The following is a 12,887-nucleotide window of genomic DNA, read 5'->3' on the forward strand; positions in this document are numbered from 1 at the left end:
CCCTGGCGGGATGTTTGTTTATGGGGAGGAAGTCGGTATGAAGGACGGGTTAGGCCTCAGCGCTCTAACAGAGGCTCGATGAAACGGGCCACCTTGTCGCGGATTTGCGGCTGGGCGGCTGGCGTCGGATGGATGCCATCGTTCATCATGAGTTCAGGGCGCAGCGCAATATCATCCATGAAGAAGGGGAGCAGCGGCAGTTTGTTGGCCTCGGCCAGTTCCGGGAAGATCTGCTCGAACTGGCGCAGATAGCGGGCACCATAGTTGCGCGGCAGCTGGATCTGGGTCAAGGCCACGCGCGTCTGGTTGGCCTTGGCCAGGGCAATCATGTCGGCCAGGTTCTTGCGGGTGATGGCCGGCGCGAAGCCGCGCAGGCCGTCATTGCCCCCCAGCTCGATCAGCAGCCAGTCCGGCTGGTGTTCTTTCAGCAGGGCGGGCAGGCGGGCCAGTCCCCCCTGGGTCGTTTCGCCGCTGATGCTGGCGTTGATCAAGGAGTGCACAGCCCCTTCATTTTGCCACTTCTGGTTGAGCAGGGCAGGCCAGCTCTGCTGAGCCTGCATCTGATAACCGGCACTCAGGCTGTCCCCCAGCACCAGCAGGGTCTGGGCCTGAACGGATGAAATCAGGAAACAGAGGGCAAACAGAATACGCGCCATAACATCAACTCCCTTCAGTGATTGGCATTAAAAAAGGACAAGGGCCTGCACAGGGTGCCGACACTCTATGGTGACGGTCACCAAGGCCCTGAATAAACAGGATACGCAGCATGAGTTCAACACCCATTATCGTCGTCAGGGGCCTGGGCAAATCGGTTCGCCTCGGCCAGGAAAGCCTCACCATCCTTGAAGGGATCGATCTGCAAGTCAATAGCGGTGAGACGGTGGCCCTGGTGGGGGCGTCTGGATCGGGCAAATCCACCCTGCTGGGGCTGCTGGCAGGCCTCGATCTGCCGAGCCAGGGGGAGATAGAGATCCTCGGCAAATCCCTCGGCGAGCTGGATGAGGAGGGGCGGGCGCGGCTGCGAGCCGAGCAGATCGGTTTCGTATTCCAATCCTTCCTGCTGCTGCCCACCATGACAGCCCTTGAAAACGTGATGCTGCCGGCCGAGCTGCGCGGCGAGCGGGAGTGTGAACAGAGGGCCCGCGAGCTGCTGGCGGCGGTGGGCTTGAGTGAACGGTTGCACCATCTGCCACCCCGCCTCTCCGGTGGCGAGCAGCAGAGGGTCGCCATCGCACGAGCCTTCATGACCCGGCCCAGCCTGCTACTGGCTGACGAGCCGACTGGCAACCTCGACAGCAAGACGGGCGAGAAGGTGATAGAGCTGTTGTTCGAGCTCAACCGCAAGCACGGCACGACCCTGGTGGTGGTGACCCACGACCACGAGCTGGCCCGGCGCTGCCAGCGCCAGATCGTGATGGCGGCCGGACGGTTGGAAGGGGCAGCCGAAGGAGTGGAGGCATGAGACGATCCGGGATGGCATGCCAGCCTGTTTGGCCAGTAAATGGAGGTCACGGGGAATGATGCAGTGGCGACTGGGATGGCGACTGCTTCGTCGGGAGGGATTCAACGGCGAGTTGCGCTGGTTTGTGCTGGCGCTGGCCCTGAGCGTGGCCTGCGTGCTGAGCGTGGCGCTGGTGGCCGATCGGCTTGATGCCGGCCTCAAGGCATCGGGCCGCGACTTTATCGGGGCGGATCGGGTGCTGCGCACCGCCACGGCCATGCCGGATGGCTGGTTGCAGCAGGCAAAAAATGACGGATTGGCGGTGCAGACCACGGTTAGCTTCAACAGCATGCTGTTTCATGGCGAGGCGCTGCAGCTCGCCTCCATTCGTGCGGTGCCGGACGGTTTTCCCTTCTACGGCAAGCTGGAGTTGACCCCGCAGCGTTCTCCCGCGCCTGGGGAGATCTGGCTGTCGGCCCGGGTGATGCAGCTGCTGGCGGCCAAGCCGGGGGACGAACTGGAGGTCGGCAATACGGTGCTGAAAGTGGCCGGGCTGCTTGGCGAGGAGCCGGATCAGGGCTTCAGCCCCTTCCTGCTGGCGCCCAGGGCTCTCATTCACAGTGCCGATATTGAGGCGACCGGCGCCCTGTTGCCCGGCTCGCGCCAGCAGTGGCGCTATCTGTTCCAGGGCTCGCGGGAGTCACTGGCCCGCTACGAGCGCTGGCTGGAGCCAAAGCTGCAGCCGGGCCAGAAGTGGATCAAGCCGGATGACGGCGAGTCCCGGGTGGGACGATCGCTCGCCAATGCGGAGCGTTTCTTCCGGCTGGCCTCCCTGAGCGGCGTGCTGCTGGGGGCGCTGGCCATGGGGATCGCCGTGCGCCACTTTGCCGAGCGCCAGACCAACATGGTGGCGCTGCTCAAGACCCTGGGGGCCTCCCGTGCCAGCCTATGGCAACTGATGAGCGTGCTGCTGCTCTCCCTGACCCTGATTGGCGCCCTGCTTGGCCTGCTGGCGGGCACTGTGATGCAGTGGTTCACCCTGCAGCTGTTGGGGGAGTTGCTGCCCCCGGATCTGCCGCCTCCCTCCTGGCGTCCTTTTGCTCTCGGGGTGGCGGTCGCCTTCTTCATCACCCTGTTGCTCGCCTTCGTACCCTTCCTGCGCCTGCTCAAGGTGCCGCCCCTGCGGGTATTGCGCCGCGAGCTGGAGGCGAGCGTTCCCCCCTGGCTGGCGTTGCCGGTAGGGTTGCTCGGCCTGTTTGCCCTGGTGTGGGGCTTTACCGCCGACGTGCGTCTGGCGTTCGGGCTGGTCGGGGGCATGGGATTGCTGATGGGGTTGCTGGCGCTGCTGGCCGCCGGCTTGCTGCGGCTGGGGGCTAGAGTAAACGGCCCTCACGCCCTGCGTCTGGCGCTGGCCCATCTCTCCCGCGAGCGCAGCAGCGGCCTGTTCCAGCTGGCGGGCTTTGCCCTGGCACTCATGCTGTTTGGCCTCTTGTGGGCGGCGCGCGTCGATCTGCTGGACGAATTCTCGGCCCGTCTGCCCGCCGATGCCCCCAACCGGTTTCTGGTCAATGTGGCGGAACATGAGCGCGAGGGGATCCTGGCCGATCTGGCGGCGGCGGGCGCGGTCACTTCGGACTTCTACCCCATGGTGCGCGGTCGCCTGACCCACATCGCCGGCGAGGCGGTGGGTGAGGGGGCCGCCAGCGGCCGCGAGGGGGTCGATCGGGAGCTCAATTTCACCACTACCAGCACCCTGCCGGTCGACAACCAGCTGGTGGCGGGGCGCTGGTTTGACGGGCCCGGGGAAGTGTCGGTGGACAGCGAGCTGGCCGGCAGGCTCGGCATCAAGCTGGGGGACATGCTCGGTTTCACTATTGACGGGCGCAGCTTCGGGGCTCGAGTGACCAGCCTTCGCAGCATCAAGTGGGACAACATGCGCCCCAATTTCTACATGATCTTCTCGGAGGATCTGCTCTCCTCCTTCTCCCGTACCTGGCTCGGCAGCTACCGGCTGCCCGCCGCCGGGCGCGCCGCCGAGGTGGAGATCATCCGCCGCCATCCCACGGTCAGCCTCATCGACGTAGATGACTTGATCGCCCGCCTGAGCCAGGTTTCCGAACAGGTGAGCCGGGCGCTGGCCCTGATGCTGGGGTTGGTGACGGTGGCGGCGCTGCTGGTGCTGCTGACCCAGACCCAGGCCAGCATGGCCCACCGGCGCCGCGAGCTGCTGCTGATGCGCACCCTGGGGGCCGGCAGCGCACTGCTCAAGAGGATGCTGCGTTGGGAGCTGGTGGCGAGCGGTGCTCTGGCGGGGCTGTGCGCCGCCATGGTGGTGGAGCTCTGCTCATTCGGTCTGCAGTGGTGGTGGTTCGAGGGGCAGTGGCAGTTCCATTGGGCCATCTGGCTGACCTTGCCTACCCTGGGGGCTGTGCTGGTGACGCTGGCCGGGCAGGGGATGCGCCGTCAGCTGCTGGCGGGTACCTTGAGCGATCGATTGCGCGGCTTGGGGCAGGGCTTGCTGTAAGCGGTGGTAGACCTATTTACAGCCAATAAAAACAACCCGGCCAATTGGCCGGGTTGTTTTTATTGGGATCGGGCGTGCTAGCGGGGAGATCTCAGCAGATTGGTGAGGGCCTGGGGGAGTTCAGGGTAAGTGAAGTGAAAACCGGCCTGCTGCAGGCGGGCGGGTAGCACGTGTTGTCCGGTCAGCAGCAGATCCGATGCCTCTCCCATCATCAGGCGCAGCAAGGCGGCGGGCACGAAAAAGAGGTGGGGGCGGTGAAGGGTGTGCGCCAGAGCCTGGCTGAACTCCCTGTTGCTGACCGGATGGGGAGCGGTGCCGTTGAAGATGCCGTCGCACTCGCCGTGCTCCAGCAAAAACAAGATGGCACGCACCAGATCCTGCACATGGATCCAGCTCATCACCTGGTTGCCGGCGCCCATGGGACCGCCGAGACCAAACCGGTAGGGGGGCAGCATTTTGGGCAGGGCGCCGCCATCGGTGCCAAGCACCAGCCCGATCCGCACGATGCAGACCCGGGTCAGGCGGCTGCGGGCCTCCTGAGCCAGGGTTTCCCACTGCTGGCAGAGCTGGTGGGTGAACTCGTCGTGGGGCGTCTGACACTGCTCATCCAGCGGCGCATCGTCTTGCCTGCCATACCAGCCGATGGCGGAGGCGTTGATCAGCACCTTGGGGGGCGTGGTTGAGAGCTTGATGAGATCCACCAGCTGTTCGGTCAGCAGCCAGCGGCTGTCGCAGAGCAGCTGCTTTCGCTGCTCGCTCCAGCGCCCGGCGGCGATGGGTTCCCCCGCCAGGTTGATGACCGCATCCACGTCATTGAGATCGTCGAGCCTGTCCAGGCTGTCGAGCACCTTGATGTCGTGACCCAGCAGGGTATAGGCGCGGCTGCCCTGGCGGCTCAATACCACCACCTCGTGGTTTACCTTGAGATGGGCCACTAGTCGACGGCCGATAAAGCCGGTGCCCCCCGTGATCAGAATCTTCATCGCTGCGCTCCCTAATTCGTTGTTTTCACTCTAATCAGCTCTTGGGCATTGAACAAGTGGCCGCAGGTTCATCATTGTCTGCCTGCTCTGTTACCGCCGCTGGATGCGGGCGAAAAAAAACCAGCGGATCACTCGCTGGTTTCAGGAACGTGCTCACCATCATGGCGGCGCTATCAGAGCATGCGGGTGAGGGCGCGGCAGAGGCGCTTGACCCCCTCTTCGATGGTTGCCTCATCCACGCAGGAGAAGCTCAGGCGCAGGGTGTTCTGGATCTCGGGGCGCACGTAGAAGGGGGCCCCGGGTACGAAGGCAACTTTCTCCTTGATCGCCTCGTCAAACAGCGCCATGGCGCTGACGCTCGGCGGCAGGGTCAGCCAGAGGAACATGCCCCCTTCCGGTCGGGTGTAGCTGACGCCGGGCGGGCAGTGACGGGCCAGGGCAGCCTCCATGGCGGCGCGCTGGCGGCCATAGACCTCCTTGATCTTTTCCAGATGGGCATCCAGCGAGTTGTCGCAGAGGAAGCGGTGTAGTACCTGCTGGCTGAAGGCGTTGCTGTGCAGATCGGTGGCCTGCTTGGCGATGGTGACCTTCTTGCGCAGCCAGTCCGGCACCAGCATCCAGCCGAGGCGGAAGGCCGGGACGACGGTCTTGGAGAAGGAGCCGAGCAGCACGGTATTGTTCGGCGCCAGCTTGGCGATAGGGGGCAGGTGCTCGCCCTCGAAGCGCAGCTCGCCGTAGGGGTCGTCTTCCACCATCAAGAGCTCGTGGCGCACCAGCCGCTCGGCCAACGCCTCGCGGTTGGCGCGGCTGTAGGAGACGCCGCTCGGGTTCTGGAAGTTGGGCACGCCGTAGAGCAGCTTGGCGTTGGAGCCGCTGGCCAGCAGCGCATCCAGCGCCGCCAGATCCAGCCCTTCTTCGCCGAGGGTGATGGGCTTGAAGGTGGGCTGATAGACGGAAAACGCCTGGATGGCGCCAAGATAGCCTGGCTCCTCGATGATGAGGTCCTGCTCCTCGTCGATCAGTACCTTGCCCAGCAGATCCAGCGCCTGCTGGGAGCCGCTGGTGATGAGGATGTTGTCCGGGTTGACCTGCATGCCGTGGCGGCTCAGATAGCGGTCGGCAATGTATTGGCGCAGCGGAGCGAAGCCCTCGGTGGCGGCATACTGCAGGGCGGCGGCACCCTGCTCGCGCAGCACGTCCTGGCAGGCTTGGTCGATGGCCTTGACCGGGAACAGATGTGGATTGGGCAGGCCGCCGGCGAAGGAGATGATCTCCGGGTTGGCGGCAACTTTAAGGATTTCGCGGATAAAGGAAGGCTCGACTTTTTCGAAGCGCTGGGCAAAAAACGGCTGCATAGGACTCTCTCTGGCATGATGAGCGGTCACTCCATTCGACCGCCAAGTTATCCGGTTGTATCAGATTTAAAAAATGAGGCAATGGCTGTAACAATATTCGCCAAAAAAGAGCCGGTTTGGCGCCGTGGCGGCGGCCACTGCCCATGACTGTGAGATCCGCGGGCGTGGATGGAAGATTTGTTGTGCGAAACACTTGCGCCCAGTGGCTATCTTGGGATAATTCGCTCCCCTGTTTTCGCCAGGCGATGAAATAACGAGCGTCGAGCCGTCCTTGCGCTGAGCGGATCCAAGACGTATTACCCGGATTGATGAAATAACGAGACAATTATGCCTGTGACCCAAGATGTATTTAACGAAGACGGCAAGTTCATGCGCAAGATCCGCAGCTTTGTCCGTCGCGAAGGCCGCCTGACCAAAGGGCAGGAGAAGGCCCTGGAAGAACTCTGGCCGGTCATGGGTATCGATTTCGCGCCAGAGCCGCTCGATCTGGTCGCCCTGTTTGGCCGCGAAGCACCGGTAGTGCTGGAGATCGGTTTCGGCATGGGCGCCTCCCTGGTCGAGATGGCCAAGAACGCCCCCGAGAAAAACTTCATCGGTATCGAGGTACACACCCCGGGTGTAGGTGCCTGCCTGGGTACCGCCCAGGAAGCGGGCGTCACCAATCTCAAGGTCATTTGCCACGACGCGGTCGAGGTGCTGGAGCACATGATCCCGAACGGCTCTCTCGCCTGCCTGCAGCTCTTCTTCCCTGACCCCTGGCACAAGAGCCGCCACCACAAGCGCCGCATCGTGCAGCCGGCGTTCGCCCAGGCCATTCGTCAGAAGCTGGCCATCGGTGGCGTCTTCCACATGGCCACCGACTGGGAAAACTATGCCGAGCACATGCTGGAGGTGATGAGCGCCGCCGAGGGGTACGAAAACACCTCTGCCACCGGCAACTGGGTGCCGCGCCCCGACTGGCGTCCGCTGACCAAATTCGAACAACGGGGCCATCGTCTTGGTCACGGGGTTTGGGATCTGATTTTCAAACGTGTCAACTAACTAAGGAGCTATCATGGCCAATCGTAGCCGCCGCCTGCGTAAGAAACTGCGCGTCGATGAATTCCAGGAAATGGGGTTCGACATCGGTTTCAACTTCCCGGTCGGCACTGCCGAAGAGACCATCGATGCGGTAGTCGATGCGATGATCGATGAAGTAATTGAACCTCGCAAACTGGCCTTCGCCGGTTCCGGCCACCTGGCCTGGGAAGGGATGATCTGCACCCAGCAGCTCGGCAAGTGCACCGAAGAAGATCGCGCCGCCGTCAAAGCCTGGCTGGAAGCCAAGGGGATGGAAGCCGTGGTGGTCAGCGAGCTGTTTGACCTCTGGTACGGTGAACCGGCCTAATCATCTCTTGCCCATGGTGGGCAGATAGACAAATCCCGCCGCTGGCGGGATTTTTGTCAGTGGACCCGGGTTCTTCGCAGCCGTTTTAGTCATGGAATCGCTTATGGTGTTGTCATCCGAATTACTGGCCAGCATTCTGGAAGAGGTGCGCCCGCTGCTGGGGCAAGGCAAGGTGGCCGACTACATTCCCGCCCTGGCCCAGGTGCCCGCCGATCGGCTTGGCATGGCGGTCTGTACCGTGGAGGGAGAGCTGTTCACCGCAGGTGATGCCTTCGAGCCCTTCTCCATCCAGAGTATCTCCAAGGCCCTGAGCCTTACGCTGGCCCTCACCCTCTATCAGGAGGAGGAGATCTGGGCCCGGGTGGGCAAGGAGCCGTCCGGCCAGCCATTCAACTCTCTGGTCCAGCTGGAATTCGAACAGGGTATTCCCCGCAACCCCTTCATCAATGCCGGCGCTCTGGTGGTGAGCGATCTGCTGGAGACCCGCCTGACCGCCCCGCGCCAGCGTACTCTGGAGCTGGCCCGCCGTCTTTCCGGCAACCCGGCCATCATGGCGGATCAGATAGTGGCTCGCTCCGAATACCAGCACTCCGCCCGCAACGCCGCCATCGCCTACCTGATGAAGGCTTATGGCAACTTCGAAAATGAAGTGGACAAGGTGCTGCAAAGCTACTTCAATGCCTGCGCGATCCGTATGAGTTGCGTCGATCTGGCGCGGGCCTTCATCTATCTGGCCAACCGGGGTGTGCCGCTCGGTGAGACGACGCCGCTGCTGCCGGCCCGTACCACCAAGCAGGTCAATGCTCTGCTCGCCACCTGCGGCCTCTATGACGAGGCCGGTGATTTTGCCTATCGGGTGGGGATGCCGGGCAAATCCGGGGTCGGCGGCGGCATCATCGCCCTCATCCCGGGTGAGTTGTGCGTCTGTGTCTGGTCGCCCGAGCTCAACAAGGCCGGCAATTCGCTGGCGGGCACGGCGGCGCTGGAGTTGCTGGCCGAGCGCCTGGGCCGCTCCATTTTTTAACCTTGTTCAATGAATCGAGAGATCATCATGAAACGATATCTTCGCTCTCTGCAGGCCGCACTGGCGACCTTGCTGCTCTGGTGTGCCTGGCCCGTCCTCGCCGCCGAATTGCCGTCGCTCACCCTGACCGATGCCAAGGCCAAGCAGGCGGTCATCCTGGATACCCGTGCCAGCTACTTCTATCAGGGGTGGCCAATGGAGGGCGAGCAGCAGGGTGGCCATGTGGCCGGGGCCGAACTCCTCTCCGCTGACTGGAAATACAGCGATGAAGAGTGGCCCAAGGCGCTTGCCGCCAAGGGGCTGAAAGCCGATCGTCCGGTCGTTCTCTATGGTGCGCCGCGCGAGGTGGCTGAGGTGGCCCGCCTGCTGCGCCAGCAGGGCATCAAGCAGCTGTTCGAGCTGCAGGATTGGCAGAGTGCCCCGCGCGAGCATCTGGTTCGCTGGCAGCAGCTGGTCTATCCGCAGTGGCTGGCCGATCTGCAGGCCGGCAAGCCGGTAGTTGCCGCGCCGAAAGGGGAGTGGAAGTTGGTCGAGGTGGATTGGGGGGCACCCAAAGCCTACCTCATCAGCCACATTCCGGGGGCGGGGTACATCGACACCAACCGCCTGGAGGAGGAGCCGCTGTGGAACAAGGTCTCTGACGAGGCGCTCAAGAAGCTGCTGCTGGAAAATGGCATCCGTCACGATACCACCGTCATCCTCTATGGTCGCAACACCATGGCGGCGGCCCGGGCGGCCCACCTGATGATGTATGCCGGAGTGGAAGATGTGCGGCTGCTGGACGGTGGCCTGGAGGCCTGGTTTGGCCAGCATCTGCGCACTGAAACCGGCCTGCCCAACACCTTTGCACCGGTCAAAGAGTTCGGGGCCACCATTCCTGTGCATCCCGAGTACCTCACCACCCTGGCCCAGGCCAAGGAGCTGCTCAAACAGCCCGATGGCGCCCTGGTCAGTGTTCGTACCTGGGACGAGTTTGTCGGCAACACTTCGGGTTACAGCTACATCAAGCCGAAAGGGGACATCCCGGGTGCCAAGTGGGGGCGTGGTGGCGTGGATGCCAACAGCATGAGCGACTTCCACAACCCGGACGGCACCATGAAACCGGCCGGCGAGATCCTCGCCATGTGGGATGAGTGGAACATAGAGCCGACCCAGCAGGCCGCCTTCTATTGCGGTACTGGCTGGCGCGCTTCCGAGGCCTTCTTCTACGCCTGGCTGATGGACTGGAAGCGGATCAGCGTCTATGACGGTGGCTGGTACGAGTGGAGCATGGATCCCAGGAATCCCACGGTGACCGGTGAGCGTCAGCCCGCCAAGTAATTGATAATCTTGAAAAGGCCGGACATCTGTCCGGCTTTTTTTATCCCGGTTCGTGTCAGCGGCCACGGAACACTACACTTTTTGCGAAGAGATATCAGATCGACGTGAGGAGTGACTGATGAAACGGATATGGATAAGTCTGCTGGTGGCAGGGATGTTGGGGCAGGGTGCCATGGCCGCAGAGCGGGCCCGCTATCTGGTGCAGATCAAACCGGGTGCCAGCGACTCCGTGCTGGCCCAGAGTCAGGGGATGGGGGGCGAGCTGGCACTGGCGCTGAAGGAGCAAAATGCCCTGGCACTCTGGTTGCCGTCGACGGCAGTCACAGCCTTGGCGCGTAATCCCAACGTACTCTGGGTTGAACCGGATGCCAAACGTTATGCCAGTGCCGAAACGCTGCCTTACGGCATTCCCATGGTCCAGGCGCCGGAGCTGAGTGATGCGGCGGCCGGGGAGGTGCTGGTATGCATCATCGACTCGGGTTACAGCGGCAATCATCCCGACTTGCCGCATGGGGCTCAGGTACAGGGCAGTAACAATGCCGGTACCGGCAGCTGGAGCAGCGACGAAAATGGCCACGGTACCCATGTGGCGGGCACCATAGCCGCAGTGAGTGGCAACGACATGGGCGTGGTCGGGGTGCTGCCAAACCAGAGCGTGCCGCTGCACATCATCAAGGTGTTTGGCGCCAATGGCTGGGCCTATACCTCCAACCTGGTGGGGGCGCTTAACGCTTGCCAGCAGGCAATGTCCAGCCGTGGTTTTACCCGCATGGTCATCAATATGAGTCTGGGGGGGAGTGTACCCAGCAAGACCGAAGAGCGAGCCTTCAACCAGGCCTACAGCCAGAATGTGCTGAGCGTGGCGGCGGCAGGCAATGCCGGCAATACCAGCAAGTCCTATCCTGCCTCCTACAGCAGTGTGGTGAGCGTGGCAGCCATCGATGCCAACAAGCAGCTTGCCTATTTCTCCCAACGCAACGATCAGGTGGAGCTGGCGGCACCCGGCGTCTCGGTGATGTCGACCGTGCCGGGCGGTTACGCCTACTACAGTGGCACTTCGATGGCGACCCCCCACGTGGTCGGGGTAGCCGCTCTGGTTTGGTCGCAGCGGCTGGAGTGCAGCAACGATCAATTGCGCCAGACCTTGCGCCTCAGCTCTCAGGATCTGGGCGCGGCCGGACGGGACAACAGCTATGGCTACGGCCTGGTGCAGGCCAAGGCGGCGGCGGATCGGCTGGCGCTTGGGTGTGACGGCAGCACTAGCAGCACGGGCGGCGGCAAGCAAGGTGGACGCAAGTAGCTGATAGTTGGCGAAAATCCCTTCAGGCTTGGCGATTCTGGACTAGGCTTCAAACACCGCCCTCGGTGTTGAGGGAGAACACAGGGAGATGAGACTGGTGATGAAGCAACTGATGATTATCCTGGTATGTGCATTCGGGTTGGTGGCGTGCAGTTCCCAATACATCATGAGTACCAAAGACGGGAAAATGATCACCACCGACAGTAAGCCCAGGCTGGACGAGAGCACCGGCATGTATCGTTATTACGATGAAGAAGGGCGTGAGGTGATGATCAAGAAGGATGACGTCACCCAGATCATGGAGCGCTGATTGCCATCAGTGGTCACAGGGGCTGCCCATGGGCAGCCCCTGTCATTTTCGGGCCTCTCTCCCGAAATGATTAATTCGCTCACACTTTGTTATTAGTGGATGATTTTTCAGCAAGATTTATTAATCGGGTACAGCTGCCGTTATGGTTTCGCCGCTATCATGACGCTCCGTTTTATTGGAGGTGTTATGTCCCTGATGTCTGTCCTTAAATCACGTCTTTCCGTCCGAGCCCTGCTGGGGGGCGCCTTGCTGGCCGTTGCATCGAGCAGCTACGCAGGCGATGACCAATTTACCCTGGGACGGACCATACTGCTGGGGGCCGGGGAGCATGGCGCAACCATCCCTTTGGTGATCTGCCGTCAGACCAAATATATCAAGGTGAAGGCCGAGCGGGATTTGACCCTGGAGCGTGTGGTGGTGACCTATGGTGGTGATCGCACCAAAACCATCTATTTTGATCGGGAAATGCGTGGCGAGAAAGAAACGGAGTGGCGCTCGCTGGGTTCACGTCGCTGCGTGAAGAAAATTGAAGTCTATGGTAATTCAGAGCGTAGCAAGGCTGGCGTTAAAGTATTTGGTCGCAAGTAAACGAATACTGCCTGGATATTAATTTTCTTGTTCCGTGAATATGGCGAGCCGGGTGGCTCGCCATTTTTTTATTATTTTTTCGGACGGAAGGGTTTGATGACGGTTTCATCGCATTCGAGATAAGGTCCTTCCATCAGATCGATACAGTAGGGGATGGCGGGGAAGACGGCGTCCAGGCACTCACGGATGGACTTTGGCTTGCCCGGCAAGTTGACGATCAGGGTGTCATCCCGCAAGCCGGCGGTCTGGCGGGAGAGAATGGCGGTTGGCACAAACTTGAGAGATTCGGCCCGCATCAGCTCGCCAAAGCCGGGCATCATGCGATCGCATACCGCTTCGGTGGCTTCCGGGGTGACATCTCGCTTGGCCGGGCCGGTACCGCCGGTGGTGACCACAAGGCAGCACTCCTCTTCATCCGCCAGGCGGATCAGGGTTGCCTCGATCTGATCCTGCTCATCCGGGATCACCTGGTAAACAGGCTCCCACTCCGAAGTCAGGTAGGCGTTTAGGGTGTCGATGATGGCCTTGCCGGAGAGGTCTTCATAGATGCCGGCACTGGCACGATCGCTGACAGTAACGATACCGATTTTTGCCTTGCTCATGGTCTGCTCTTGGTTGCGCTGAATAAGTGGAAAATAAAATAGCATAATCAGCA

General features: G+C 61.9%; 13 protein-coding genes. 9 read left to right on the forward strand and 4 right to left on the reverse strand.

Annotated features, from left to right (window positions below; translation table 11 throughout):
- Positions 1–56: 56 nt before the first annotated feature.
- Positions 57–656 carry an arylesterase gene (locus LA321_RS11100; RefSeq protein WP_042072372.1) on the reverse strand — a complete coding sequence of 200 codons (600 nt, stop codon included), beginning with the start codon at positions 654–656 and terminating at the stop codon, positions 57–59.
- Between the two features lie 110 nt (positions 657–766).
- Here LA321_RS11100 and LA321_RS11105 point away from each other — a divergent pair, with 110 nt between their 5' ends.
- Both LA321_RS11105 and LA321_RS11110 read left to right on the forward strand, forming a co-directional pair.
- On the forward strand, positions 767–1,462 hold the full coding sequence (locus LA321_RS11105; protein ID WP_042072371.1) for an ABC transporter ATP-binding protein: 696 nt from the start codon (positions 767–769) through the stop codon (positions 1,460–1,462).
- Positions 1,463–1,517: 55 nt separating this feature from the next.
- Positions 1,518–3,965: an ABC transporter permease gene (locus tag LA321_RS11110; protein WP_042072369.1), complete on the forward strand. Its 2,448-nt coding sequence runs from the start codon at positions 1,518–1,520 to the stop codon at positions 3,963–3,965.
- Positions 3,966–4,042: 77 nt separating this feature from the next.
- Here LA321_RS11110 and LA321_RS11115 read toward each other — a convergent pair whose 3' ends face one another.
- On the reverse strand, positions 4,043–4,948 hold the full coding sequence (locus tag LA321_RS11115; protein ID WP_042072368.1) for a TIGR01777 family oxidoreductase: 906 nt from the start codon (positions 4,946–4,948) through the stop codon (positions 4,043–4,045).
- A 173-nt stretch (positions 4,949–5,121) separates the two neighbouring features.
- Complete coding sequence (locus LA321_RS11120) at positions 5,122–6,303, reverse strand: aminotransferase-like domain-containing protein (protein ID WP_042072366.1); 1,182 nt, start codon at positions 6,301–6,303, stop codon at positions 5,122–5,124.
- A gap of 327 nt (positions 6,304–6,630) precedes the next feature.
- Between LA321_RS11120 and trmB the strand changes: the two genes are divergently transcribed.
- From trmB to LA321_RS11155, 7 genes are all read left to right on the forward strand, one after another.
- Entirely contained in the window at positions 6,631–7,344 is a 714-nt protein-coding gene (trmB, locus tag LA321_RS11125; protein ID WP_042025765.1) for a tRNA (guanosine(46)-N7)-methyltransferase TrmB, read from the forward strand.
- A 13-nt stretch (positions 7,345–7,357) separates the two neighbouring features.
- Positions 7,358–7,690, forward strand: a complete 333-nt coding sequence (locus LA321_RS11130) for a YggL family protein (protein WP_042025764.1) — start codon at positions 7,358–7,360, stop codon at positions 7,688–7,690.
- A 103-nt stretch (positions 7,691–7,793) separates the two neighbouring features.
- Complete coding sequence (gene glsB, locus LA321_RS11135; RefSeq protein ID WP_042025762.1) at positions 7,794–8,714, forward strand: glutaminase B; 921 nt, start codon at positions 7,794–7,796, stop codon at positions 8,712–8,714.
- A gap of 27 nt (positions 8,715–8,741) precedes the next feature.
- Positions 8,742–10,034, forward strand: coding sequence for a sulfurtransferase (locus LA321_RS11140; RefSeq protein ID WP_042072365.1), 1,293 nt, complete (start codon positions 8,742–8,744; stop codon positions 10,032–10,034).
- Between the two features lie 118 nt (positions 10,035–10,152).
- Positions 10,153–11,334 (forward strand): S8 family peptidase, encoded by a 1,182-nt coding sequence (locus LA321_RS11145; RefSeq protein ID WP_042072364.1) that lies wholly within the window; start codon positions 10,153–10,155, stop codon positions 11,332–11,334.
- Positions 11,335–11,434: 100 nt separating this feature from the next.
- Entirely contained in the window at positions 11,435–11,644 is a 210-nt protein-coding gene (locus tag LA321_RS11150; protein WP_026456840.1) for a YgdI/YgdR family lipoprotein, read from the forward strand.
- A 186-nt stretch (positions 11,645–11,830) separates the two neighbouring features.
- The gene (locus LA321_RS11155) at positions 11,831–12,232 is read left to right on the forward strand and encodes a DUF2541 family protein (protein WP_042072362.1); all 402 of its coding nucleotides are present in this window, start codon (positions 11,831–11,833) and stop codon (positions 12,230–12,232) included.
- 71 nt (positions 12,233–12,303) lie between these two features.
- On the opposite strand, the gene mog is transcribed toward LA321_RS11155, so the two are convergent.
- Positions 12,304–12,834, reverse strand: coding sequence for a molybdopterin adenylyltransferase (mog, locus tag LA321_RS11160; protein WP_042025758.1), 531 nt, complete (start codon positions 12,832–12,834; stop codon positions 12,304–12,306).
- Between the last annotated feature and the right edge of the window lie 53 nt (positions 12,835–12,887).

The organism is Aeromonas enteropelogenes (assembly GCF_020097295.1).
Lineage (GTDB): Bacteria > Pseudomonadota > Gammaproteobacteria > Enterobacterales > Aeromonadaceae > Aeromonas > Aeromonas enteropelogenes.